Annotated in this window: 24 protein-coding genes; 11 read left to right on the forward strand and 13 right to left on the reverse strand. The window is 71.1% G+C overall.

What is annotated here, in order from left to right; genetic code table 11:
- Positions 1-115: 115 nt before the first annotated feature.
- Both E4T13_RS10235 and E4T13_RS10240 read right to left on the reverse strand, forming a co-directional pair.
- Positions 116-1,042, reverse strand: a complete 927-nt coding sequence (locus tag E4T13_RS10235) for a dihydrodipicolinate synthase family protein (protein ID WP_137178165.1) — start codon at positions 1,040-1,042, stop codon at positions 116-118.
- On the reverse strand, positions 1,039-1,743 hold the full coding sequence (locus tag E4T13_RS10240; protein ID WP_240791072.1) for a GntR family transcriptional regulator: 705 nt from the start codon (positions 1,741-1,743) through the stop codon (positions 1,039-1,041). Before E4T13_RS10240 ends, E4T13_RS10235 begins: the two co-directional genes overlap by 4 nt.
- Positions 1,744-1,843: 100 nt before the next feature.
- On the opposite strand from E4T13_RS10240, the gene E4T13_RS10245 reads away from it, so the two are divergent.
- The 3 genes from E4T13_RS10245 to trpC are packed head-to-tail and all read left to right on the forward strand — an operon-like array spanning position 1,844 to position 4,301.
- Positions 1,844-2,443 carry an aminodeoxychorismate/anthranilate synthase component II gene (locus E4T13_RS10245; protein WP_137178166.1) on the forward strand — a complete coding sequence of 200 codons (600 nt, stop codon included), beginning with the start codon at positions 1,844-1,846 and terminating at the stop codon, positions 2,441-2,443.
- On the forward strand, positions 2,440-3,468 hold the full coding sequence (gene trpD / locus E4T13_RS10250) for an anthranilate phosphoribosyltransferase (protein ID WP_137178167.1): 1,029 nt from the start codon (positions 2,440-2,442) through the stop codon (positions 3,466-3,468). Before E4T13_RS10245 ends, trpD begins: the two co-directional genes overlap by 4 nt.
- Before the next feature lie 32 nt (positions 3,469-3,500).
- Complete coding sequence (trpC, locus tag E4T13_RS10255) at positions 3,501-4,301, forward strand: indole-3-glycerol phosphate synthase TrpC (protein ID WP_137178531.1); 801 nt, start codon at positions 3,501-3,503, stop codon at positions 4,299-4,301.
- A gap of 75 nt (positions 4,302-4,376) precedes the next feature.
- Here trpC and E4T13_RS10260 read toward each other — a convergent pair whose 3' ends face one another.
- Entirely contained in the window at positions 4,377-5,063 is a 687-nt protein-coding gene (locus E4T13_RS10260) for a DUF2726 domain-containing protein (RefSeq protein ID WP_137178532.1), read from the reverse strand.
- Between the two features lie 206 nt (positions 5,064-5,269).
- Here E4T13_RS10260 and moaC point away from each other — a divergent pair, with 206 nt between their 5' ends.
- From moaC to E4T13_RS10280, 4 genes are all read left to right on the forward strand, one after another.
- Positions 5,270-5,746 (forward strand): cyclic pyranopterin monophosphate synthase MoaC, encoded by a 477-nt coding sequence (gene moaC, locus E4T13_RS10265; protein WP_137178168.1) that lies wholly within the window; start codon positions 5,270-5,272, stop codon positions 5,744-5,746.
- 1 nt (position 5,747) lies between these two features.
- Positions 5,748-6,953, forward strand: coding sequence for a gephyrin-like molybdotransferase Glp (gene glp / locus E4T13_RS10270; protein WP_137178169.1), 1,206 nt, complete (start codon positions 5,748-5,750; stop codon positions 6,951-6,953).
- Positions 6,954-7,086: 133 nt separating this feature from the next.
- Entirely contained in the window at positions 7,087-7,824 is a 738-nt protein-coding gene (lexA, locus tag E4T13_RS10275) for a transcriptional repressor LexA (protein WP_137178170.1), read from the forward strand.
- Between the two features lie 313 nt (positions 7,825-8,137).
- On the forward strand, positions 8,138-9,871 hold the full coding sequence (locus E4T13_RS10280; protein ID WP_137178171.1) for a radical SAM protein: 1,734 nt from the start codon (positions 8,138-8,140) through the stop codon (positions 9,869-9,871).
- 247 nt (positions 9,872-10,118) lie between these two features.
- Here the strand turns inward: E4T13_RS10280 and E4T13_RS10285 are convergent, their stop codons facing one another.
- The 4 genes from E4T13_RS10285 to E4T13_RS10300 all read right to left on the reverse strand — a co-directional run bounded on the left by E4T13_RS10285 (position 10,119) and on the right by E4T13_RS10300 (position 13,913).
- Positions 10,119-10,652 carry a hypothetical protein gene (locus tag E4T13_RS10285; protein ID WP_137178172.1) on the reverse strand — a complete coding sequence of 178 codons (534 nt, stop codon included), beginning with the start codon at positions 10,650-10,652 and terminating at the stop codon, positions 10,119-10,121.
- Between the two features lie 356 nt (positions 10,653-11,008).
- Positions 11,009-12,001 (reverse strand): NADPH:quinone oxidoreductase family protein, encoded by a 993-nt coding sequence (locus E4T13_RS10290; RefSeq protein WP_170984916.1) that lies wholly within the window; start codon positions 11,999-12,001, stop codon positions 11,009-11,011.
- Positions 12,001-12,933, reverse strand: coding sequence for an SDR family NAD(P)-dependent oxidoreductase (locus E4T13_RS10295; RefSeq protein WP_137178174.1), 933 nt, complete (start codon positions 12,931-12,933; stop codon positions 12,001-12,003). Before E4T13_RS10295 ends, E4T13_RS10290 begins: the two co-directional genes overlap by 1 nt.
- Positions 12,934-12,935: 2 nt before the next feature.
- Complete coding sequence (locus E4T13_RS10300) at positions 12,936-13,913, reverse strand: tripartite tricarboxylate transporter substrate binding protein (RefSeq protein ID WP_137178175.1); 978 nt, start codon at positions 13,911-13,913, stop codon at positions 12,936-12,938.
- A gap of 172 nt (positions 13,914-14,085) precedes the next feature.
- Here E4T13_RS10300 and E4T13_RS10305 point away from each other — a divergent pair, with 172 nt between their 5' ends.
- A complete protein-coding gene (locus E4T13_RS10305) occupies positions 14,086-15,501 on the forward strand; it encodes a CoA-binding protein (RefSeq protein ID WP_137178176.1) in 1,416 nt (471 codons plus the stop codon).
- Here E4T13_RS10305 and E4T13_RS10310 read toward each other — a convergent pair.
- The 6 genes from E4T13_RS10310 to E4T13_RS10335 form a co-directional block, all read right to left on the reverse strand.
- Complete coding sequence (locus E4T13_RS10310; RefSeq protein ID WP_137178177.1) at positions 15,468-17,039, reverse strand: long-chain-fatty-acid--CoA ligase; 1,572 nt, start codon at positions 17,037-17,039, stop codon at positions 15,468-15,470. The two genes, E4T13_RS10305 and E4T13_RS10310, sit on opposite strands and share 34 nt — an antisense overlap.
- Complete coding sequence (locus E4T13_RS10315; protein ID WP_137178178.1) at positions 17,039-17,674, reverse strand: TetR/AcrR family transcriptional regulator; 636 nt, start codon at positions 17,672-17,674, stop codon at positions 17,039-17,041. Before E4T13_RS10315 ends, E4T13_RS10310 begins: the two co-directional genes overlap by 1 nt.
- Positions 17,675-17,738: 64 nt before the next feature.
- Entirely contained in the window at positions 17,739-18,704 is a 966-nt protein-coding gene (locus E4T13_RS10320) for a tripartite tricarboxylate transporter substrate binding protein (RefSeq protein ID WP_170984917.1), read from the reverse strand.
- A 37-nt stretch (positions 18,705-18,741) separates the two neighbouring features.
- The gene (locus tag E4T13_RS10325; protein WP_137178180.1) at positions 18,742-19,689 is read right to left on the reverse strand and encodes a phosphosulfolactate synthase; all 948 of its coding nucleotides are present in this window, start codon (positions 19,687-19,689) and stop codon (positions 18,742-18,744) included.
- Between the two features lie 4 nt (positions 19,690-19,693).
- Complete coding sequence (locus E4T13_RS10330) at positions 19,694-21,079, reverse strand: MmgE/PrpD family protein (protein WP_137178181.1); 1,386 nt, start codon at positions 21,077-21,079, stop codon at positions 19,694-19,696.
- 66 nt (positions 21,080-21,145) lie between these two features.
- Complete coding sequence (locus E4T13_RS10335; protein WP_137178182.1) at positions 21,146-22,321, reverse strand: CaiB/BaiF CoA-transferase family protein; 1,176 nt, start codon at positions 22,319-22,321, stop codon at positions 21,146-21,148.
- A gap of 80 nt (positions 22,322-22,401) precedes the next feature.
- Between E4T13_RS10335 and E4T13_RS10340 the strand changes: the two genes are divergently transcribed.
- Genes E4T13_RS10340 through E4T13_RS10350 form a run of 3 tightly spaced genes read left to right on the forward strand, consistent with a single transcriptional unit; the run spans position 22,402 to position 24,835 of the window.
- Positions 22,402-23,256: a MaoC/PaaZ C-terminal domain-containing protein gene (locus tag E4T13_RS10340; RefSeq protein ID WP_137178183.1), complete on the forward strand. Its 855-nt coding sequence runs from the start codon at positions 22,402-22,404 to the stop codon at positions 23,254-23,256.
- Positions 23,253-23,669 carry a Zn-ribbon domain-containing OB-fold protein gene (locus E4T13_RS10345; RefSeq protein WP_137178184.1) on the forward strand — a complete coding sequence of 139 codons (417 nt, stop codon included), beginning with the start codon at positions 23,253-23,255 and terminating at the stop codon, positions 23,667-23,669. The genes E4T13_RS10340 and E4T13_RS10345 overlap by 4 nt, the downstream gene beginning before the upstream one ends.
- Positions 23,666-24,835: a thiolase C-terminal domain-containing protein gene (locus E4T13_RS10350; RefSeq protein WP_137178185.1), complete on the forward strand. Its 1,170-nt coding sequence runs from the start codon at positions 23,666-23,668 to the stop codon at positions 24,833-24,835. The genes E4T13_RS10345 and E4T13_RS10350 overlap by 4 nt, the downstream gene beginning before the upstream one ends.
- Positions 24,836-24,839: the final 4 nt, after the last annotated feature.

Here is a 24,839-nt window from a genome sequence, read left to right on the forward strand (position 1 = left end):
CCCCACCCCGGCCCTCCCCCGCATGGCGGGGGAGGGAGAGTCGGCGTCTCCGTGCCACTGCTCCCCCCCCCCGCCATGCGGGGGAGGGTCGGGGTGGGGGAGACCCGGTCCGCGTCTAGGCGCCTGGCCAAGCCGCCAGCACATCCCTGAGAGTCGCGATGGCGGACGGCGGCAGCGGCCAGGCGGCGGGTGGGCGCGCGGCGCCGACATCCTCGCCCTGCAGCGCCAGCGCCGCCTTCACGACGGACACGTTCGCGCCGTTGCCCTCGGCGGCGCGCAGCCGCTCGAAGGGTTCGATGCCGGCGATGGCGGCGTTCGCTTCTTCCATGTCGCCCTGCCGCAGCGCGCGCAGCACGCGCATCGACAGATGCGGCGCGACATTGATGACGCCGGAGGTGAAGCCGCGCGCGCCGAGCGCCGTCATCGGCGGCGCCCAGGGCTCGGCCAGGCCGCAGATCCAGGCGAGATGCGGATGCGCCCGCCGGGCCGCGGCCAGGTTCATCAGGTTGGGCGTTGCCCATTTCACGCCGACGACGCCGGGGATGGCGCAAAGCGCAGCAATGGCGTCGGCGCCGCCGCTGTCGTCGCGCAGATACAGCACGACCGGCAGGCCCTGCGCCGCCTCCGCCACGCGGGCGACATAGGCGGCGACGCCGCGCGGCGCGCGGAAGGGATCGGGCGGCTGATGAACCATGATGGCGTCGCAGCCATCCGCCTTCGCCGCGGCCGCAAGCTCCGCCGCTTCCGCCACGCTGCGACCGACGCCGGCGACCACCACGGCGCGACCCGCGACCAGCTCCGGCACGGCGGCCTGCATGCGGCGCGCCTCGTTGAAGGTCAGGCCGTAGAATTCGGAGGTGTTGCCGTTCACGGTTAGCGCGCCGATGCCCGCTTCGGCGGCGCGCGCGATGATCGGTGCGAGCCGCTCCGGCACGGGGCGATCCGCGGCGTCGAAGGGCGTCACCAGGATGCCGGAGACGCCGGACAGCGCCTCCAACACGCGCGGCGAGGCAGGAAGTGGGCGGGGCAATCCGTCGGTCATGGCGTGCGTGTCCAATGGCTGGGCGTGGCAGCGGAATCCGGGAAGGCGATGGCCAGCGAGCGCAGCGTGTGGGCGCGGATTGCTGCCTCGGCGGCTGCGGGGTCGCGGGCCAGCACGGCGGCGACGATGGCAGCATGCTCGGCCAGGGCGCGGGCCGGCTCCTCCGCGGTGCCGAGGATGCGCGCACGGGTCAGGTGGTCATAGGCGCGCAGCCCCGCGCGCAGGCGCTGGATGTCGGGGCTCGCGGCGGCCTGGTGCAGCGCCTCGTGCAGCGCGGCATTGGCAGCGGCCAGCGCGGCGCGATCGCCCTGGCGCGTCGTAGCCTCGATGTCGGCAAGGCAGCGTCGCAGCGCGGCGCGGTCGGCCTCGGTCGCGCGCGTGGCGGCGAGGGCGGCTGCAAGCCCCTCCAGCGCGGCGCGGATCAGGCCGATCTCGACCAGCCGCGCCGGGCTGAGATCGGCGACATAGGTGCCGCTGCGCGGGCGGCTTTCCACCATCCCCTCGGTTTCCAGCTGGCGCAGCGCCGCCCGCACCGGCTGGGCGGAGATGTCGAGCGTCGCGGCCAGGCCACGTTCGGAAATGCGCTGGCCGGGCGCGAGGGTGCCGGCCACGATGGCATCGCGGATGCGCTCATAGGCGCGGCCGGCGAGGGAACGGAGTTCGTCCCCGGCAAAGGGGCGCAGCTTCAGGTCATCGGGCACGTTTCTGCCATAGCAGATGGCAGATGTGGCGGCAACGCGGCCCTGCCCCATTGCGGTCACACTTGATGAATCCGCGGCGCCGGCAGAGAGTCCCCGCGCCATGATCCTGCTGATCGACAACTACGACAGCTTCACCTTCAATCTCTTCCACTTCCTCGGTGATCTTGGGGCGGTGGTCGAGGTGCGGCGCAACGACAGCCTCTCCGTGGAGGAGGCTTTGGCGATGCAGCCCGAAGCCGTCGTGCTCTCGCCGGGCCCCTGCACGCCGAACGAGGCGGGGATCTCGCTCGACCTGATCGCCGCCGCGGCCGAACGGCGCCTGCCGCTGCTTGGGGTCTGCCTGGGACACCAGGCGATCGGCCAGGCCTTTGGCGGCAAGGTCGCGCGCGCGCCGGTGCCGGTGCACGGCAAGGTCTGGGAAGTGACCCATGGCGGCACCGATATCTTCGCCGGCCTCCCCTCCCCCTTCCGCGCCACGCGCTACCATTCCCTGGTGGTCGAGGATCTGCCGGAGACCTTGATCCCGACCGCGCGGACCTCGGACGGGCTGGTGATGGGCCTGGCGCATCGCGACCTGCCGATCTGGGGCGTGCAGTTCCACCCGGAGAGCATCGCCTCCGAGCATGGCCACGACATGCTGCGCAATTTTCTGTCTCTCTCGGGCGTAGGCGCGGGGCGGAACGCGCCGGTGGCGGCGTGAAGCAGGTCCTGGCGCGGCTGGCCGCCGGCGAGCGGCTGGCGGAGAGCGAGGCCGAGGCCGCCTTCGGGATGATCATGGCCGGCGAGGCGACGCCTGCGCAGATCGCCGGGCTTCTGATGGCCATGCGCGTCCGCGGCGAGACCGTGGCGGAGATGACCGGCGCCGTCCGTGCCATGCGCGCCCGCATGACCGCGGTGGAGGCGCCGCCGGATGCCATGGACATCGTCGGCACCGGCGGCGACGCGGCCGGCACGCTCAACATCTCCACCGCCACGGCGCTGGTCGTGGCCGGCTGCGGGGTGAAGGTGGCCAAGCACGGCAACCGGGCTTTGTCCTCGAAGTCCGGCGCGGCCGATGCGCTGACGGCGCTCGGCATCCCCGTGATGGAGACGCCTTTGGAGCGCCTGCCGGCGATCCTGGAGGAAGCCGGCATGTGCTTCCTGATGGCACCGCGCCACCACAGCGCGCTGCGCCATGCCGCGGGTCCGCGCATGGAACTCGGCACCCGCACCATCTTCAACCTGCTGGGGCCGCTCGCGAATCCCGCCCGCGTGAAGCGCCAGATGACCGGCGCCTTCTCCGCCGATTGGCTGCGCCCGATGGCGGAGACGCTCGCCCGGCTCGGGACGGAACGCGCCTGGCTGGTGCATGGCCAGGGGCTCGACGAGCTGACGCTGGCCGGTCCCTCCCAGGTGGTGGAGCTGCACGCCGGCGCGATCCGCGCCTTCGAGATCACGCCCGAGGAGGCCGGCCTGCCCCGCGCGCCCGCCGAGGCGCTGCGCGGCGGCGAGCCGGCGGAGAACGCCATCGCGCTGCAGGCGCTGCTGGAAGGCGCGCCGGGTGCCTATCGCGACTGCGTCCTGCTCAACGCCGCCGCGTCGCTCATCGTCGCCGGCAAGGCAGCCACGCTGCGCGACGGGGTTGCCATGGCGGCGCGGAGCCTTGATGGGGGCGCCGCGTTGGATGTGCTGCGCAAGCTCCGCGCCGCGGCGGCCCCCCCGCCGCCCCTGCCCCCCGAATCCTGAGCACCCTTACCATGAATGCCTCGACCGACCTGATGTCCGACACGCTCGCCCGGATCCTCGCCGACAAATACGACGAGGTGCGGGACCGCTCGGCCGAGCTCCCGCTGGCCGAGATGGAGCGAAAGGCGCGCGACGCCGAGCCGCCCCGCGACTTCACCGGCGCGCTGTGCGAGGCCGTGGCGGAGGGCCGGGTCGGGCTGATCGCCGAGATCAAGCGGGCCTCTCCCTCGGGCGGCCTGATCCGCGACCCGTTCGAGCCGGCGGCGCTGGCGAAGGCCTATGAAGCGGCGGGCGCCGCCTGCCTCTCGGTGCTGACCGACGGCCCCTATTTCCAGGGGTCCGCCGAGGACCTTGCCGCCGCTCGCGGCGCCTGCGCCCTGCCGGTGCTGCGCAAGGACTTCATGGTGCATCCCTGGCAGGTGTTCGAGGCCCGCGCCATGGGCGCGGACTGCATACTGCTGATCCTGGCCGCGCTTTCGGACGAGCAGGCGCACGAGCTTGAGGACATCGCCCGCTCGCTGGACATGTCCGTGCTCGCCGAGGTGCATGACCGGCGGGAGCTGGACCGCGCCCTGGGGCTGGAGACGCGGCTGATCGGCGTGAACAACCGGAACCTGAAGACGCTGGTGACGGACCTGGCGGTGTCCGACGAACTGGTGCCGCTGATCCCCGCGGACCGCATCCCGGTCAGCGAGAGCGGCATCCGCACGCCCGAGGACGTGGTGCGCATCTGCAAGGCCGGCGCCCGCTGCCTGCTGGTGGGCGAACACCTGCTGCGCCAAGAGGACGTGACGGCGGCGGCGAGCCAGTTGATCCACGCCATTCCGGGCTAGGGCAAGGGCGGCGCCAATGGATCGGATACCCCGGCTCCGCTGAGCTTCGCCTGCGCCGTAACGGCAGGCAGACGGCTAACGCGGCGCGCCGGCCGGCACGAAAGCCGCGGTGCTGCAGGGATTCGATGGGACGGGCGAGAACGCAATCAAGCCACCCGTGCTGGCGTCCGGTCTATCGACCAACTTTTCGACGAGTCTGCGCAACTCGGCCGGCGTCGTGAAGCCAGCAACAACTTCGTGGTAGCCAACGCCGGCCCGGCGAAGTGCCTCCTTCTTGACGGCATCCCGTGCAGCCGCCGTGCCTTGGTAGTGCGCGCCACCCTGGTACTCGATGGCATAGCGCGGCCGATAGTTTCCATCCATGAGAAGCAGGTCCACCCGCTTCGAGTTGACGCATCGGAACGCTTCCTGGTCCTTCGAGCGGAGAACCTCCCCGAGCGACACCTGCGCCATGACATGCCACGACGGATTGCAGGCGTGAACGGCGCGGCGCAGTTCGGCAAAGACGCGCGCTTCGCCGCTGTTGAGCAGCGGCTGGATCGTGAACTCCGCGTCCATGACGATGCGCAGTTGACCAGCGGCGTCGGGCGGCGTTCGACCAGCCCAGTCCCGTCGCGTTGGCCAAGTGCCTCGTGGAGCGCTCGCGCCCGCCGGTCCAGAAGCAGGAGCCTTTGAGCGCGGTTCGGCCCGCTTGGCACGGCGTAACCGCCCGAGTGTACGCAAAACGAAGATCAGACCCAACACAAGCGCGATGATCGGCATGATCACCGCTTCTGCAGTGTCGGCGTTCTGTGGTGACATGGCGGCAAGCGACTTCGTTCTTGAAGCGCACGATCTACAGCCGGACCCGGGACCGGAGCACCCGCTATCGCTTTCAATCTGCGATAATGCGCGCTTCAGACCGAGCCAGCCCCTTTTGCGCCAGGCCAACCCTCCCCCGGGCATCCTGGACCGCCTATCCTGCCGCCATGACCGGCAAGCTCACCCATTTCGACGACCAGGGCCGCGCGGCCATGGTGGACGTCTCGGCGAAGCCGGACACCGCCCGCACCGCGATCGCGCGCGGGCGCATCATCATGCGGCCCGAGACCTTCGCACTCATCAACGACGGAAAGATGGGCAAGGGCGACGTGCTGGGCGTTGCACGTATCGCCGGGATCATGGCGGCCAAGCGGACATCCGACCTCATCCCGCTCTGCCACCCGCTGATGCTCTCCAAGGTGAGCCTGGAGCTGACGCCGGTCGCGCCCGACGCGGTGGAAATCGAGGCGACGGTGAAGCTGAACGGCCAGACGGGCGTGGAGATGGAGGCGCTGACCGCCGTCAGCGTCGCGGCACTCACCATCTACGACATGTGCAAGGCGGTGGATCGCGGCATGACCATCGAGGCGGTGCGCGTGGTGCACAAATCCGGCGGCAAGTCCGGCAGCTGGGACGCCGCCTGAGATGCTCGCGCTGGAAGAGGCCCGCGCCCGCATCCTGGCCGCGCTGGAGCCCACGCCGGCCGAGACCGTCGCGCTGGCCGAGGGCTGGAACCGCGTGCTGGCCCGGCCGGTGCCGGCGCGGCTGACGCAGCCGCCGGCCGATGTCTCGGCGATGGATGGCTACGCCCTGCGCGCGGCGGACGGCGCGGAGGGCGCGCGCCTGGATGTGATCGGCAGCGCGCCGGCCGGGCATCCCTTCGCCGGCGCGGTGGGGCCGGGACAGGCCGTGCGGATCTTCACCGGCGGCTTCGTCCCGCCAGGCGCCGATGCGATCCTGCTGCAGGAGGATGCCGAGGAAACGGACGGTCGCGTCCTGGTGAAGGAGGCGGTGAAGCAGGGTCGCTGGGTCCGCCGCAAAGGGCTGGACTTCGCGGCCGGCGACACGCTGCTGCCAGCCGGGCGCCGCCTCACCGCGCGCGACATCGGCCTCGCCGCCGCCGGCAACAATCCCTGGCTGACGGTGCACCGCCAGCCGCGCATCGGCATCCTGGCGACCGGCGACGAGATCGCCCTGCCCGGCGAGCCGATACCCGCCGGCGGCATCGTCTCCTCCAACGCCCACGCGCTCTCGGCGCTGGTGCGCGCGGCGGGCGGCGCGCCGATCATCCTGCCGATCGCGCCCGACGACCGCGACGCGATCGCGGCCGCGGCCGCTGCCGCGCGGGCCTGCGACATGCTGGTGACCACAGGCGGCGCCAGCGTGGGCGAGCACGACCTGGTGCAGCAGGCGCTCGGGCCGGAAGGCTTCGCGCTGGATTTCTGGAAGATCGCGATGCGGCCGGGCAAGCCGCTGATCTGGGGACGGCTCGGACGCACGCCGGTGCTTGGGCTGCCGGGCAACCCGGTTTCGGCACTGGTCTGCGCGGTGCAGTTCCTGGTGCCGGCGCTGGCGGTGCTCTCCGGCCTGCCGGCCGCGCCGCCGCGGACCATGCTGGTGCGCGCCGGGGCGCCGCTGGCGGCCAACGACAAGCGCTTCGACCATCTGCGCGCCAGCCTCTCGGCCGACGCGGCGGGGCATCCCGTCGCCACGCCCTATCCGGTGCAGGACAGTTCCATGCTGGCGACCCTGGCGCGGGCGGAGGCGCTGATCCTGCGCCCGCCGAACGCAGCCGCCCTGCCCGTGGGCGCCGAGGTCGAGGCCATTCCGCTGGGTCAGTTCGGCATCTGATCCGTTTTTCCCACAGGGCCTGTGGAAAAGGTTTGACGCGACGCGGAGAACCTACCTAGAACACGCGAACTGATTCCCCGTTTGTTCGCCGGCTGCTGCCAGGGGGGCACAGCGGCGGCGGGAAGGAGGACGCATGCTCACGCGGAAGCAGCACGAGTTGCTGATGTTCATCGACAGGCACCTGCGTGACACCGGCTTCTCGCCTTCCTTCGAGGAGATGAAGGAAGCGCTGCGGCTGAAGTCCAAATCCGGCATTCACCGCCTGATCACGGCGCTGGAGGAGCGCGGCTTCCTGCGCCGCCGGGCACACCGCGCCCGCGCCCTGGAAGTGATCCGCCTGCCGGAAAATCTGGCGCCGCGGGGCGCCATCGCTGCCGCGCAGGCGGCGCCCGCGGCTTCGGCTGCCGCAGCCGGTTTCGCGCCGAATGTCATTCGCGGCAACTTCGCCGCCAATCTGCCGGGCGTTCCCAAGGCCGCGAACGAGGCGCCGGCGGTCCACCTGCCTCTTTATGGGCGGATCGCCGCCGGCCTGCCGATCGAGGCGCTGCGCGATTCCGGCGCCAGCGTCGAGGTGCCGGCGGCCATGCTGGCCAGTGGCGAGCACTACGCGCTGGAAGTCGCGGGCGACTCGATGGTGGAGGCCGGCATCCTCGATGGCGACACCGTCATCATCCGCCGCGGCGACACGGCGGAGAACGGCTCCATCGTGGTGGCGCTGGTCGATGAGCAGGAAGTGACGCTGAAGCGCCTGCGCCGCCGCGGGAATTCCGTGGCGCTGGAGCCCGCGAACCGCAGTTACGAGACGCGAATCTTCGGGCCGGATCGGGTGCGGGTGCAGGGACGCCTGATCGGGCTGCTGCGGCGCTACTGATCCGCCCGCGGACGCAGCCGACGACCCAGGCGGCAGGCCCGCGCAGGGCGCGCGCCGCGAGGCAGGCCGCGTGCGCCGATCTGCGCGAATCAGACCGCCGGGGCTGCTGGTCGCCGCCCCGGCATCACGGGCCGGTCATGCCGCCGAAGATGCAGCTTGCACCGCCCGTGGATACGTGTTGCAGCAGCCTTCGGGACCTGCCGCGCCGCGGCGGGGTGATCCGGGGGGTGCTTCGATGGGCGGGCAGTCAGGCGCTTCGGGCCGGGTATCGTCACAGAACGGCGGTGCAGGCGAGGATCTCTTCCACTTCGTGATGATCAAGCCGTCGCACTACGACGACGAGGGCTATGTCATCCAGTGGATCCGCTCGGCCATCCCCTCCAACACGCTGGCAGCGCTGAACGGACTCGCCGAGGCGGCCGTGCAGCGCAAGGTGCTGGGACCTGGCGTCGAGATCCGCCTGCACACCTTCGACGAGACGAACCGCCGCGTCCGGCCGGATCGCATCATCCGCATGATCCGGCGCAGCGGCGGGCGTGCGCTGATCGGCCTGGTCGGCGTGCAGTCCAACCAGTTCCCGCGCGCGGTGGACCTTGCGCGCCCCTTCCTGGCCGCGCGACTGCCGGTGATGATCGGCGGCTTCCATGTCTCGGGCTGCCTGGCGATGCTGCCGGAGATGCCGCCGGAGATGCGTGCGGCGCAGGACATGGGCATCGCCTTCTTCGCCGGCGAGGCGGAGGAAGGCCGGCTTGATCAGGTGTTCCGCGACGCCTGGCACGGCACCCTGCAGCCGCTCTACAACTACATGGACGCGCTGCCCAACCTGGAAGGCGAGCCGCCCCCGATCCTGCCGGCGCAGCATCTGGTGCGCACCTCCGGCTCGCTCTCCTCGATCGATCTCGGCCGCGGCTGTCCCTATCAATGCAGCTTCTGCACCATCATCAACGTGCAGGGACGCAAGAGCCGCGTGCGCTCCCCCGACGACCTCGAGCGCATCGTCCGGGAGAACTACGCCCAGGGCATCAAGCGCTTCTTCATCACCGACGACAACTTCGCCCGCAACAAGGCGTGGGAGCCGCTGTTCGACCGCCTGATCCTGCTGCGCGAGCAGGAGAAGATGAAGCTCGGCTTCACCATCCAGGTGGACACGCTGTGCCACAAGATCCCCGGCTTCGTGGAAAAGGCGGCGCGCGCGGGCGTGCGGCGCGTGTTCATCGGGCTGGAGAACATCAACCCGGACAACCTGATCGGCGCGAAGAAGCACCAGAACAAGATCACCGAATACCGCACCATGATCCAGGCCTGGCGCGACGCGGGCGCGATCACCTATGCCGGCTACATCATCGGCTTTCCCGGCGACACGAAGGAATCGGTGCTGCGCGATGTCGAGATCATCAAGCGCGAACTGCCGCTGGATATCCTGGAGTTCTTCTTCCTCACCCCGCTGCCCGGCTCGGAGGACCACAAGACGCTGTTCGGGAAGGGCGTGTGGATGGACCCCGACCTGAACAAATACGACCTGAACCACCGGGTCGCGCACCACCCGCGCATGAGCGACACGGAATGGGAGGACGCCTACCGCTCGGCCTGGGACGCGTACTACACGCCCGAGCACATCCGCACGATCCTGCGGCGCGTCGCGGCGAATCCGAAGGGACGGCTGAAGACCACGCTGACCACCATCCTGTGGTTCACGCTGATGGTCCGCTACGAGGGCGTGCATCCGCTGGAAGGCGGCGCCTTCCGCCTGAAGTTCCGGCGCGACCGCAGGCACGGCATGCCGGTGGAAAGCCGCTTCGTCTTCTACCCGCGCTATGCCGCGGAGACGCTGCGCAAGGCCTCGCAATACCTGCGCTTCTACCTGCCGATCCGGCGCATGCTGAAGGCGGTGGCGAGTGCGCCGGACCGGCTGGCGTATCGCGACCTCGCCATCACGCCGCCCGACGCCGAGGAGTTCGAGGAGCTGGACCTCTACAAGGCCACCGCGGGCGGGCAGGGCGCGCTGGTGAGGATGCGGCGCCTGCAGAAGGCTGCGGCCGGCGACTGATGCCGAGCGCATGAAGGTTTCACCTTCGTGCGCTCAATCGCCGGCGCTGCGCTTGGCTCGCCACATAGGCGGCGGGCCGCATTCGCGGCCTCGCCCGCCTTCGGCGGGCGCAGGTCGGAACTTCATGCGCTTGGTGTGAGACGGGGCACGAAGCTCCGACTTGCGGGCCGCCGTGAGGGGGCGTCGGCGAGCAGCCGGCGTCGATCCGCCGGCAGTCTAGGGCTGTCCGCTCGCCGAGGGCGTTTGATCAGCCGCAGGCAGCGCAGGTCATCAGGCCGCGCTTCTCCCGCGCAGGCTCGACGAGATAGCCGCAGCGCAGGCAGTTCGCGCCGTCATCCTCGGCGTCGAAGGGATCGGCGACCCGGCGTTCGGCGGGGTGGGCGGAGGCACCGCGCTCCGCGCTCCGCTTCGCGCGAAGGCGCGGCGGCGGCGGTGGTGGTTCCGCCGCCGGCTCCACGCCGCTGCGCTCCCACATCGGCATGACGTGCACCTTCGGCGCGGCGGCGACACTTTGCTCCGCTGCCCGCTCTGCAGGCGCCTTCGGCGTCGTGGCGGCATGCGCCGGGAAACCCTGGTCCCAACTCTGCGCGCGCACCTGGAAGTCGTTGCGGCGCGAGTCGCTGCCGGGGGCCGCGCTGCCGCGCGAGGGCAGGCGGACAACTTCCACGACGCGGTTGCCGGTCAGGCCGCCCTTGCGCGGGATGCGGCGCGTCTCCCGCTGTTCGGTCGAGGCCTGCGAGCCTCCACCCAGTCGGGCAAAGACGCGGTCGATATCGGACATGGAATTCCAGAAGTGTTGCGTTCGGTTCGGAGCGATGGGCAGCGTCGCCTTGCTGCCGGGAACTGCCTGCGGGACCGGCAAAGGTTGCGCCGTTGGGAAACCCTCCGGCGCGCTTGCCCGGACAACAACATAAGATTGCTACCAGGGTTTCCAACAGAAGTCGCGCCGGGTCAATGCCCAGGCCCGGCGGCTTTCGCACCCGCAGCGCGGGAAAGCAAGGCGCCGCCTGCCCTACCGCACGACATCGACGGTGACGAAACGTGTCACGGTAGCGCGAGGCTTCGCTCAGCAAGCTCCCCACTTGCGGCGGCCGCTCGGGCGGCGGGGCAGCGGGGCGCAGCGTGTCGCGCCGCGCATCAAGGCTCGACCACCACATGGCCGATGCGGTCCCGGTCGAGCACCGCCGCGAAGGCCTCGGCGACCTGGTCCAACGGGAAGCGAGCGGCCAGCAGCGGCGACAGCCGCGCTTGCATCCACCAGGTTCCGAGCCGGTCGAACAGGGCGCGCACGCGGGCTTCCTGCGCATCGCGCGCGTCGATCTTGTACCAGCCCATGTAAAGGCCGCAGACGGCGATGTTCTTCACGAGAAGCAGATTGGCCGCGACGTCCGGGATCTGGCCGCCGGCGAAGCCGATCGGGCAGATGCGGCCTTCCGGGCGAAGGCAGCGCAGCGATTCGCGAAACAGCGCGCCGCCGACGGGGTCCAGAACGGCATGCACGCCTTCGCCGCCGGTCAGCGCCATCACCTGCGCCCTCAGCGCCGCCGGATCGGACGCGATGGCATGCCGCGCCCCGTTGGCCAGCGCATGCTCGCGCTTCGCTTCCGTGCCGGCGGTCGCGATCACCGTGACGCCCAGGTTGCGCCCGATCTCGCAGGCCGCGCTGCCGACGCCGCCGCCAGCGCCATGCACCAGCAGCTGCTGCCCTTCGGCAACGCCCAGCACATGCGGCCAGGTCAGCGCCGCCAGGGCGGAGTTGTAGGACGTGTTGAGCGCCGTCGCGCGCGCGAAATCCATGCTGTCGGGGATTGCGTAGGCATTCGCCTCATGCGCCGCCGCGTATTCGGCGAGCGCGCCGTACTCGATCGCAACGAGCACGCGCGCACCGGGCCTGAAGCGCGTGGCGCCGGCACCGCAGGCCACCACCTCGCCCGCTGCCGTGTTGCCGGGGATGAAGGGCAGCGGCGGCTTGCGCTGGTAGCGCCCGGCGATGAGCAGCGAGAGCGCATGGCTGACGGCGGCGGCGCGCACGCGGATCAGTACCTGCCGCGGGCCAGGCACGGGGATGGGCTGGTCGGCTGGCAGCAGGCCCTCCGGCGTGGTCCATTCCCGCACCAGCAGGGCGCGCATCAGGCGGTCATCGCCTCCGACAATTCCCACAGGCGATGCGCGCTGGCGGGGTCGCGGGCATGCGGCAGCACACCCTGCATCGGCCGGTCGGGATGGGCCGGCGCGGCCTCCTGGCATTCCTCCAGATAGAGGCCACCGATGCCGAGCAGGTCCGGCGCCGTCGCGGCCCAGGTGGCGGTGGCGGCGCACTGCGCGGCGCTGCGCCACCGCGCGGGCGGGCGGCCATTCTCGTCGAGCCAGCCATTGGCGCGCATCTCCTCCGTGGAGAGATGGCGCATCAGCCCGGTCATGGCGCCGCCGGGGTTGAGTGCGTTGCAGGCGATCCCGCGCGCGCCGAGCCGCTCGGTAGCCGCGATCGCCAGCAGCGCGCAGGCGGTCTTGGATTGGCCGTACGCCTCCCACCGGTCATAGGGGCGCCGGCGGTAGTCCAAATCCTCCCACAGGATGTCGGAGCGACGATGCGCGATGGAACTCACGGAGACGATGCGCGCCGGTTCGCCGGACTCCTGCGCAGCCTGTTCCAGCGCCGGCGCAAGCTGCGTGGCGAGCATCCAGTGGCCGAGATAGTTCACGCCGAACTGCAGCTCATGCCCTTCGGCCGTGCGACGCTCCGGGCAGGCCATGACGCCGGCATTGTTGACGAGCATGTGCAGCGGACCCCGCCAGGCAGCCGCGAAGCGGCGGATCGCGCCGAGTGCCGACAGGTCCAGGGGCACCGCCTCCGCAGCGAGCGTCCCAGCGGCGTCGCGCAGCTTCGCCTCCTCCACATCGGCCATCACCACCCGGGCGCCGGCGCCGGACAGCGCCGCCGCGATCTCCTGCCCCATCGCACCGGCCGCGCCGGTGACGAGGGCGGTGCGCCCGCGCAGGTCGAGGCCGGCGACGACGTCACGCGCCGTGGCCTCCGCATCGAAGCGGGAGGTGACGCGCATCGCTACTCCACGCGCAGATCGGCGGCGCGGATCACCTCCGCGGTGCGCGCCATCTCGTGGCGGATCACCTCGGTCAGCTCCTCCGGCGCGCCGACCTTGCGTTCGAGGCCATAGACCTCGAGCTGGCGGCGCACCTCCTCGCCGTCCATCACATGGCGCACCGCGGCGCTGATCTGCGCGAGCAGCGGCGCCGGCATGCCGGCCGGGCCCAGCAGGCCGTACCAGGAATCATAGGCGACGTTGGCAATGCCCTGCTCGGCGAGAGTCGGCAGGTCGGGCCAGCTGCGCAGCCGCTCCGCATAGACCACGCCGAGCGGCTTGGCGCGCCCGCTCTGGATCAGCGGCCGCACGGTGGAGGCGCCGCCCATGTACATATCCACATTGTCGGAGATCAGCGCCTGGGTCGCCGGCGCCGCGCCGTTGAAGGGCACGTGGATGATGTCGATGCCGGTGGCGAGCTTCAGCAGTTCCGAGGCGAGATGCGGCGCGCTGCCAAAGGCGGCGGAGGCATAGGTCAGCCGACCTGGCTGCTGCCGCGCAAGCGCGACGAAGCCCTTCGCATCGTCCACCGGCAGGCTGGCGCGTGCGATCATGATCAGCGGCGCGATGCCGATCAGCGCGATCGGCGTGAAATCCGTCAGCGTGCGATAGGGCGTGTTGCGTGGGCTGAGCTGCTCGATCGCGCCATGCGTGGCGTTGTTGCTGAACACCAGCGTGTAGCCGTCCGGCGCGGCGCGCGCGACGATGTTGGAGCCCAGCGTGCCGGAGGCCCCGGCGCGGTTGTCGATCACCACGGGTTGCCCCCAATAGGCCGCCAGGCGCTGGCCGAGGAAGCGGCCCATCAGGTCGGTCGGGCCGCCCGGCGGGAAGGGAATGACGAGGCGCACGGGCCGGTCGGGGAAGCTGCCCTGGGCCTGCGCGCGCTGCGCGAACAGGGCGGCGCCCGTGGCCATCAGCAGCGAACGACGGGACTGCGTCACGATGCGTCCTCCTCCCCCTTGGCGGGCTGGTGCGCCGCCATGTTCCTACCGTGCGGTAGATTTGTGGCTACTGAACCGCAGCGGCCTTCGGCGTGTCAACAGCGGATCGGCCTCGGGCTTGGCCATCGCCGGTGATTTGCCTACCGTTGGGTAGATCGTCGGGGAGCCCGCCATGACCGTGTCGCGCCAGCCCTACGGTGCCGGTGACTTGGCGCGCCTGCTGGCGCCGCGTTCGGTCGCGCTGGTCGGTGCGTCGCCCACGGCGAATTCGATGGGCGCGCGCAGCCTGGCGAACCTCGCGCGCTTCTCCGGCCGCGTGTTTCCCGTGAACGGCCGCTACGCGGCGATCGCCGGCCTGCCCTGCCATGCGTCCCTGGACGCGCTGCCGGAGGTGCCGGATGTCGTCATCGTCGCGCTCGCCGCGCCGCAGGTGGAGGCTGTGGTCGCGGATTGCGCGCGGCGCGGCGTGGGCGGCGTGGTGATCTATGCCGCGGGCTATGCCGAGACGCAGACGGCGGAAGGCCGGGCGGCGCAGGCACGGCTCGCGGCCATCGCGCAGGAATCCGGCATGCGGATCGTCGGCCCGAACTGCGCGGGCTATGCGGTGCTGCCCGCGGGGCTGCTGGCGGGCTTCCCCGAATTCCCCGCCCCGCGCCCGGGCCCGCGCGGCATCGGGCTGGTCGCGCAATCCGGCGCGCTCGGCCTCGCGCTCTCGCAGGCGGCCGAGCGGGGCGTGGCGCTGACCCATGTGCTGACCTGCGGCAACTCCTGCGACGTGGACGTGGCGGACTGGCTTGCCGCACTGGCCGAGACCGGCTCCTGCGCGGCCGTTGCGCTGACCTGGGAGGGGCTGGAGGACGAGGCACGTCTTGTCGCCGCAGCACGCCTGGCGGCTTCGCGCGGACTGCCGGTAGCGGCGTGCCGGCTCGGGCTCAGCGAGGTCGGCGCGGCGCAGGCGCTGGTGCACACCGGCAGCGTGGTGACGCCGCCCGAACGCTTCCCCGCGCTCTGCGCCGAAGCGGGCTTCGTACCGGTGACGCGCATCGAGGCGCTGATGGAGACCGCCTGCTTCCTGGCGAAGGCGCCGGCGCGGCCGCAGGCGGGCGGCGTCGCGATCGCCTCGGGTTCCGGCGGCACCGCGATCCTCGCGGCCGATGCGGCGGCGCGACATGGCGTGGCGGTGCCACCGCCGACACCGACAACGGTGGAGGCGCTGCGCGCCGTGCTTCCCGCATTCGCCGCGCCACGCAATCCCTGCGACGCGACGGCGCAGGTCACCGCCAATCCCGCGATGCTGCGCGGCGTGGTGGAAGCGCTGCTCGCCGATCCCGGCATCGGCGCGCTGGTCTGCCCCTGGGGCAAGGCGTATCGCTCCGACAACATCGCCTTCCTCGGCGAGGCAGCGCGGCGCCACGGCAAGCCGGTGTGCCTGGTGTGGATGAGCCAGTGGCTGGAAGGCCCTGGCACGACGGAAGCCGAGGCCGACCCCGACCTCGCGCTGTTCCGGTCGCTCGATGCGTGCTTCGCCGCGCTGGCGGCCTGGTTCGCGCGCGATCAGGCGATGCCGCGCGTCTCGCCGGACCAGTAGGGCTCGCGCAGCACCCGCTTCAGCACCTTGCCCGAGGCGTTGCGCGGCAGCGCATCCACGAAGGCGTAGCGGCGCGGCACCTTGAAGCCGCCGAGACGCTCGCGGCAGAAGGCGATCAGCGCGTCATCGTCCGGTTGCTCCGCACCGGCGCGGAGCACGCAGACGGCCAGCAGCGCTTCCCCCCAGCGCGGATCGGGCACGCCGATGACGGCGACGTCGCCGATGGCGGGATGCTCGGCCAGCGCGTTCTCGATCTCGCGCGGATAGATGTTGACGGCGCCGCTGACGACCATGTCCTTCAGGCGGTCATGCAGGGTGATGTAGCCGTCCTCATCCATGCTGGCAGCGTCGCCGGAATGCAGCCAGCCGCCGCGCAACGCCTCCGCGGTGGCATCCGGATTTCGCCAGTAGCCCTTCATCACGTTCGGGCCGCGCACGACGAGCTCGCCCACCGTGCCGCGCGGCACCTCGCGATCCTGCTCGTCGACGATGCGGATCTCCGCCAGCACCACGGCGCGTCCGGTGGCACGCAGCAGCTCCGGCCGGCCGGCCAGCGCCTTCTGGTGATCCACCTCGTTCAGATAGGCGATGCCGCCGGTGGATTCCGTCAGCCCGTAGCCCTGGATCAGGTCGCAACGGAACACATCGAGCGCGCGGCGCAGCAGCGGCACGGAAACCGGCGCTGCGCCGTAGTAGATGACCTCGAGCGCGGAGAAATCGCGCGTGGCGATGTCCGGCACCTCGTCCAGCAGGCGCTGCAGCATGGCCGGCACCATGTTGCAGGTATTGATGCGCTCCTGCTCCAGCAAGCGGACGAAGGCTTCCGGCTCGAAGCGGTCGGTCAGCACGATGGTGGTGCCGTTGATCGCAGCAGTTGCAATGCGCAGCGCGCCGGCTGCGTGGTACAACGGCGTCGCCACCAGTGCGCGGCTGCCCGGCTGCCGCGCGGCGGAGGACGCAGCCATGCTCTGCTCGACATGCGCGATGATGTTGCCGTGGCTCAGCATCACGCCCTTGGGGTGGCCGGTCGTGCCGCTGGTGTAGATCAGATAGTAGAGGTCATCGGTCGCAACGTCGCGCCGCGGCCGCGTCTCCGCCGCTTCGTCGAGCAGGGCGGCGCCGGCGATCCAGCCCGGCGGCGGGGCGGCGTCGAGGGCGACGCAGGCAAGACCCGGCGGCAGGTCCGGCCGCAGCGCCTCGATCGCCGCGACATGCCCCTCGCCTTGCGCGAACACCATGCAGGGATCGGCATCGCGCAGGATCCACAGCCATTCGCGCGGCGCGAGGTGCCGGTTCAGCATCACCGGCGCAACACCGGCCTTGGACATGCCTAGGAACATCATGCCCATCTCCGGCGTGTTGCCGGAGAGCCAGGCAGCGCGGTCGCCGATGCGCGCGCCGCGCGCGATCAGCGCATTCGCCAGCCGGTTGGCCCAGAGATCCGCCTGCGCATAGGAAACGCTGCTTCCGTCCCGACGCAGGAAGACGATATCGGGCCGCGCGGTCGCATGCGTCTCGAACCAGTCATGCACCCGCATCAGTCGCCTCCGCGATCCTCTCGGGACGGCGCCATGCCGCGCGCGAAGAGGTCCAGGAAGGCGTCCGCAATGCCTTCCGGCGCCATCGGTCCGTCGGACCTGTACCAGTTGCTGATCCAGTTGAAGGCGCCGAACAGCGCGAAGCTCGCCATGCGCGGATGCAGGCTGCGGATGGACCCGTCCGCGATGCCCTGCGCGATGATGCGCTCCACCTCGCTGTTCAGTCGCCGCCTGCCGGCATAGAGCCGCTTGCGCAACTCCGGCGGCAGGGAGCCGGGCGTAGTGCTGCGGATCAGGCAGATGCCGAAATCGGTGCACATCACCCGCGCATAGCCGCGGAACAGCAGGCGCAGCCTGTCCCAGCCGGTGCCGGGCGCGCTGCGCACCTGGTCCAGCACCTCATGCAGCTGTTCCGTCGCGATGCGCGAGCAGGCGAAGAGGATGTCTTCCTTGTTCTTCAGGTAGTAGTAGAGGAAGGGCTTGCTGACGCCGAGCGCCTCCGCGACGTCCGCGACCGATGTCGTGTGGTAGCCGCGCTCGGTGAAGATGCGCGCGGCGGCGCGCAGGATCGCAAGGCGCTTTGCCTCTCGCGGATCCTCGCGCGCTTCCGCGGCGGGCTCTGCTGCACTCTCCATCCGGCGCCCTGCGAACTTCTACCGTAGGGTAGGATAGCGACGCGGGCTTGGCGCCGGAAGAGGGTCAGCCACTGATCTTGGCGTCGGCGATCAGCCGGCGCACGCGGACCAGTTCGCGGCTGATATGCGTCGCGAGTTCCTCGGGCGTGCCGGTCGCGCGCTCGAAGCCCAGCTTCGCCAGGCGTTCCTGCATCTCCGCGCCGGCGAGCGCCGCGATCAGGTCCGCATTGATCTTCGCGATCACCGCGGGCGGCGTGCCCGCCGGGGCGAGCAGGCCGTTCCAGCTGTCCATCTCCACGCCGGGATAGCCGGCCTCGGCCATCGTCATCAGCTCCGGCACCAGCGAGGAGCGCGTTGCGGAGGCCATGGCCAGCGCACGGATGCGCCCGGTCTTCGACAACTCCGCGACGGTCGGGACCGAGCCGAACAGCATGGAGACATTGCCGCCGAGCAGCGCGTTCAGCGCCGGCGCCGCGCCGTTGTAGGGCACGTGAAGGATGTCCACCTGCGCGACCAGCTTGAACAGCTCGCCCGCCAGATGCGGCGCGCCGCCGATCGCGGAGGAGCTGAAGGTGAGCTGCCCAGGCCGCGCCTTCGCCAGCGCGACCAGTTCGCGCACGCTGGTCGCGGGCACAGACGGATGCACCACCAGCATCTGCCGCACCACCGCCAGCATGGAGATCGCCGCGAAGTCGCGCACGGGATCGTAGGTGGGCGTCGTGCTGAGCAGGACGTTGGCGCCGTGCGAGGCGCTGTTGCCCATCACCAGCGTGTAGCCATCCGGCGCCTGGCGCGCGGCATAGTCGGTGCCGATGCTGCCGCCGGCGCCGGCCCGGTTGTCCACCACCACCGGCTGGCCCCAGCGTTCCGACAGGCGCTGCGCCAGCACGCGCGCCATGATGTCGGTGGTGCCGCCGGGCGGGTACGGCACCACCAGCTTCACGGCGCGCGACGGGTAGGCTTCCTGCGCGGATGCGCCATGCGGCAGCAGCAGCAGGCCCGGCAAGGCGAGGGCGTGACGACGGCGCATTCTCGATCTCCTCCCTTCTGCCGCGCTGCGCGCGCGGTCAGCTCGTCTTGCGCGGCGGCACCGGGATGGCGTTCCACCACGCATCGGTCGGCAGCGCGCCCTGGGTGCGCTCCAGCGCCTGCATGTAGGGGTGGTCGCCGAGCGGGCCGAAGCCGAAGACCGGCCAGGTGCCGAGGCGGACATGCTCGAGATACTGCACCTCCTCGAGCCGGACATTGCCCATGTTCACCTCGGGACCGAACAGCCGCACCAGCCAGAACTGCTGCGCGCGCCGCTGCACATAGGGGATCATCGAGGAGACCTCGAAGATGATGTTCTCCTGCCCGACCTGCCGCGCGACCTCCAGCACCTGGTCGGTGCCGTGCGGATGGCGCGCGAGGATGTCGGCCGCCGTGTCGCCCATCACCCGGCGCAGCACATGGCCTTCCCAATACGCCTTGGGCGCGCCGGCGGCGAGCAGCGTGCGGAACTCCGCCACCGTCTCCTCGATGTCGAGCTCGGTGTCGGATTTCCGGGTCTTGTCGCCTTCCGAGAACTTCTTCCCGACCTCGCCGATCGGCGTGAAGCCGCGGCGCGCGACATCGCCGACGAAGGCGGCTTCCTGTTCCTGTTCGCGCTGCGTCGTGGAGGAGGAAGAGACCTCGATATGGTCGAAGCCGAGCGCGGCCAGGCGGTCCAGCACCTCGTCTTCCTTGTGCTGCAGCCGCGCGAGTTCCACGACGATCCCGCCGGGCTGCACGCCGACGCCGGCCGCCTTGTAGAGCGCAACCTTGCGCCTGATCTCGCCGACCGGGCTGGTCAGGTGCAGCTCCGTCAGCTTCACGATGTCGATGATGTGGCCGTAGAGCGCCAGCACGCTCTCCACCATGGCGCAGTTGTAGCCGGTGTCGATCACCATGGTGATGCCCTGCTTGCGCGGCTTCGCGCTGCGCGGATGCAGCCCGATGCCGAGGACGCGGTGGAGCGGCGTGGTGTCGTCTTGCATCGGGTCAGCCTTCCAGCAGGGCGGCGATGTCGTTCAGGCGCGGCGCCGTCTCCAGCGCGGCGAGCGCGGCGAAGGCGGCTTCGGCCTGGGGCAGCGGAATGGTCTGGGTGGCGCAGTCCAGGAACTTCGTGCGCAACTCATCGAGCGACAGCGGGAAGTCGGGGTGGCCCTTCGCTTCCTCGGCTCGGCCGACCAACTCCCGCCCGTCCTTCAGGCGGATGGTGACCGTGCCGGGATAGACGCCGTTGCGATACGCGATGGCGGGGTCCACCGCGGTCGTCACGCGGCGCAGCAGCGCCTGCACGTCGGCGCGCGTCACGCGGTCCAGCTTGAATTGCGCGATGCCGCAATCGCCATCCAGCAGCGCCGCGGCCAGGCAGTATTCCATGCTGAACTTCGCCTGTGCCGGCGTCTCCGGCCGATGGTGCACCAGGATGTCCGGCACCAGCGCGTTCATGGTGCAGTGGATCGAATCCACCGCATCCGGATCGGGTGCATGCGCGGCGCGCAGCGCCAGCAGCGCATCCAGTGCCGAATGCGTGCAGCCGCAGCAGGAATAGCGCTTGATGCCGACGCCGCTGGCAACGACTTCCAGCAGCGCGCCGTCATCGTAGCGCAGCGCGGAGAGATCGGGCCGGTCGGCGCCGCCGAACACATGCACGAAGCCGCGCTCGCCATCCAGCGCATCGGCATCGGCCACCAGGCCATTCGCCGCCAGCAGCGCCGCGACCACGCCGTTGCGCGCGGCGAGCCCGGCATGCAGCGGCTTCACCGCAGAGCCGAAGTTGCGGCGGATGCCAGCGGCCGATGACGCGCCGATACCCACGGCCATGCGCACGCCGCGCGCATCGAGGCCGAGCAGCTTCGCCGCGCCCACCGTCGCCGCCAGCGTGCCGAGCGTCGCGGTCGCGTGCCAGCCCGCGGCATAGTGCGAGGGGTTCATGTTCCGCCCGAGCCGCGCCGCCGCTTCCAGCCCCGCGACATAGGCGGTGACGGCCTGCGCGCCGCCGGCGCCGTTGCGCGCGGCGAGCGCGAAGATCGCGCTGACCAGCGGCACGGAGGGATGGCCGATCATGGGCGGCGAGGAATCATCGTAGTCCAGCGCATGCCCCGCCGCGCCATTCGCCAGCGCCGCCGCAGCGGGCGGCAGGCGCAGCGTCGTGCCGAACAGCAGCGCCTCCGCCGCGCCGCCATCGGCCGCGACCACCGCGCGCACCGGCGTTGCATCGGCGGTGTTCACGCCGGCGAGGATGCAGCCGATCGCGTCGAGCATGTTCGCCTTGGCGCGTGCGATGGCGGCTTCGGGCAGGTGCTCGAAGCGCAGGGCGGCGGCGAAGCGCCCGAGCGAGGCGGTGAGCGAATCCCGTGCCTGGCCGCCCTCATCCGGCATGGCCGTCCTCCCGATCCTACCGCACGGTAGGTTCTGGCGGATTGAAGACCTTGGCTGGCGCCGGTGTCAAGCGGCGGGACCGCGCCCAGACGGCTGAGCCGCGGGATCGCCCTGCACGACGACGCCATCGGCTTCCAGCGCCTCGACCTCCTGCGCCGCGAAGCCCCAGTCGGCCAGGATGGCGCGGCTGTGTTCGCCTGGCGTCGGCGGCGGCGAATTCACGCGGCCGGGAGTGCGCGAGAAGCGCGGCGCTGGAGCGGGCTGCGTCACGCCCGCAACCTCCACGAAGGCGCCGCGTGCTGCGGCCTGCGGCGCGGCGGGCGCTTCCGTGAAGCCGAGCACCGGCGCGATGCAGGCATCGCTGTCCTCGGCCGCCGCAAGCCAATCGGCACGTGGCCGCGTCGCGAGGATCGCGGCCAGGCGCACACGCATTTCCGGCCAGCGCGCGCGATCATGCGCGGCTTCGCGCAGTTCGGCATCCGCGATGCTGCAGCGGTCAAGAAAGAGGTGCCAGAACTCCTTCTCGATCGCGCCGACGGCGAGCCACTTGCCGTCGGCGCAGCGATAGGTGCCGTAGAACGGCGCACCGCCATCGAACAGGTTCTGCTCGCGCGCCTCGCGCCACAAACCCTTGCCGTGATAGGCCCAGATCATCGCGGCGAGCAGCGAGGCGCCCTCGGTCATCGCCGCATCCACCACCTGGCCGCGGCCGGAACGCTGGCGTTCGACCAGCGCGGCGAGGATGCCCGCCACCAGCAGCATCCCGCCGCCGCCGAAATCGCCGAGCAGGTTCAGCGGCGGCACCGGCCGCTCCGCCGCGCCGATAGACGCAAGGATACCGGTGGTCGCGAGATAGGTCAGGTCATGGCCGGCGCGCTGCGCCAGCGGGCCGTCCTGGCCCCAGCCGGTGACGCGCCCATAGACCAGACGCGGGTTGCGCGCCTGGCACGCCTCCGGCCCAAGGCTCAGGCGTTCCATCACGCCGGGCCGGAACCCTTCGATCAGCGCATCCGCCTGCGCCACCAGGCGCAGCACCAGCGCGGCCGCGCCGGGGCGCTTGAGATCGACCGCGAGCGAGCGCCGCCCACGGTTCAGCACATCGCCGCGCGTCTGGTTCCAGCGCGCGCCGGGACGGCCGATGCGAATGACCTCGGCGCCCATGTCGGCCAGCCACATCGCGGCGAAGGGACCCGGCCCGACGCCGACCATCTCGATCACCTTCACGCCGTCGAGCGGACCCATGCGACCCTCCCCAGGGGTTTGACAGTGATTCTACCGCTCGGTAGCATCGAGGCAAGGGCCATAGGGAGCGCACCGCCTTCATGCTGGACGTCGCCGCCGTGATGGATTGGCGCTTCACCCCGGTGGAGCAGGCCTATACGCGGCGCGACGCCATGCTCTACGCGCTCGGCCTCGGCATCGGCGCGGAGCCCACCGATCCACGGGCGCTGCGCTACGTCTATGAGGACGGGCTGATCGCCTTCCCCACCATGGCCGTGGTGCTCGGCAATCCCGGCGCCTGGACACGCGATCCCCGCACCGGCATCGACTGGGTGCGCACGCTGCATGGCGAGCAGGGCCTCGTGATCCATGCGCCGCTGCCGCCCGAAGGGCGCGTGGTCGGCACCAACCGCGTGACCGGGATCATCGACAAGGGCCCCGGCAGGGGCGCGCTGTTGATGCAGGAACGCGAGTTGCGCGACGCCGAGACCGGCGCGCTGCTGGCGGTGCGCAGCACCACCTCCTTCCTGCGTGGCGATGGCGGTTGCGGCGCGCCGGCGCGCGAACAGCCCAGGCCGCCCGCCATCCCCGACCGTGCGCCGGACATGGTGCAGGAGATCGCGACGCGGCCGGAGGCGGCGCTGATCTATCGCCTGTCCGGCGACTGGAACCCGGTGCATGCAGACCCCGCCGTGGCCGCGCGCGCGGGCTTCGAGCGGCCGATCCTGCATGGGCTCTGCACCTATGGTATCGCGGGGCGCGCCGTGGTGGCGACGATCTGCGGCGGCGATCCCGCGCGGCTGCGCGAACTGCATGTGCGCTTCAGCGCACCGGTCTATCCCGGCGAGACCATCCGCGTGGAGCTGTGGGAAGCCGGCGCGGAATGGCGCCTGCGCGCCCGCGTGCCGGCGCGCGATGCCGTCGTGCTCAACAACGGCCGCGTGGTGGTGGCATGACCGAAGCCTATCGCGGCGCGCTGCCCGTGCCGACGCCGGAGACAAAACCCTATTGGGATGCGGCGCGCGAAGGGCGGCTGCTGCTGCCCTGGTGCGAGGATTGCGGCCGCCCGCATTTCCATCCGCGCGCGATCTGCCCGCATTGCGGCAGCGGCCGGCTTGCCTGGCGGGAGGCCAGCGGGCGCGGGCGGCTGCACACCTATGTCATCAACCACAAGCCGGCCAGGGGCTTCGAGGACCGCGTGCCCTATGTGATCGCGGTGGTGGAGTTGGAGGAAGGCCCGCGCCTGCTGACCAACATCGACCTTGCGGACTCGACGCCGGAAGCGCTGCGCATCGACATGCCCGTGGTCGTCGGCTTCCGTGCCGTGACCCCGCAGGTCACCCTGCCCGTGTTCCGGCCAGCGCCATGAGTGGCAAGGTCGCCATCGTCGGCGCGGCGGAGACCGACAGGCTCGGCAAGCTGCCGCATCTCTCGCGGCTCGGGCTGCATGCGGAGGCCGCGCGCAATGCGCTGCGCGACGCGGGCATCGCGATGAAGGATGTCGACGGCATCTTCTCCTCCGTCGCCGATCCGAACGAGCTGTCGGAGTATTTCGGCATCGTGCCACGCTACGTGGACGGGCTTTCGGTCGGCGGCTGCTCCGCCATCATCCAGGTGCGGCATGCGGCGGCGGCGATCGCGGCGGGCTACTGCTCGGTCGCGCTGATCGTGCATGGCGAGAGCGGGCGGTCCTGGATCGACATGGAACGCGGCGGCACCGCGGAGAGCCCCGCCGGCCAGTTCGAGGCCCCCTACGGTGCCGCCGGCGCCGCGACGCTGTTCGCGCTGCCGGTGCTGCGGCACTTCCACGAATTCGGCACGACCAAGCTGCAGATGGCGCATGTGCCGGCGGCGACGCGCGCATGGGCGCTGCTGAACCCGAAGGCGATGATGCATGACGCCGGGCCGATCACGCCGGAGGATGTGCTGGCATCCCGCGTCGTGTGTTGGCCCTTCAACCTGCTGGATTGCTGCCTGGTCGCCGATGGCGGCGGCGCGCTGGTGCTGGTGGCGGCGGAGCGCGCGCGGGATTTCCCGAAGCCGCCGGTCTGGGTGATCGGCACGGGCGAAGGCTCGGCGCATCGGCAGGTCGCGATGATGCGCGACTTCACGACATCGGACAGCACCGTGGTCTCGGCGCGGCAGGCCTTCGCGGAAGCCGGCGTGACGGCCGCGGATTTCCGCCACCTGATGTTCTACGACGCCTTCTCCTTCACCCCGATGATGTTCCTGGAAGACCTCGGCTTCTGCGGCAAGGGCGAGAGCGGGCCCTTCGTCGCGCAGACCACGCGCGATGCGGAGGGCCGCGTGGTCTATCACACCGGTCCCGGCGGTCCGCTGCCGATGAACACCAATGGCGGCGGCCTATCCCACGTGCATACCGGGCGCTACGGCATGTTCGCGCTGATCGAGGCGGTGACGCAGTTGCGTGGCGAGGCCGGCGCGCGGCAGGTGCGCGATCTGAACCTCAGCCTGGTGCACGGACCAGGGCGGCATTTCGCCGCGGCGGGCACCGTCGTGCTCTCGAACCGATAGGACA

This window comes from Roseomonas sp. AR75, from assembly GCF_005222815.1.
In the GTDB taxonomy this organism is placed as follows: domain Bacteria; phylum Pseudomonadota; class Alphaproteobacteria; order Acetobacterales; family Acetobacteraceae; genus Falsiroseomonas.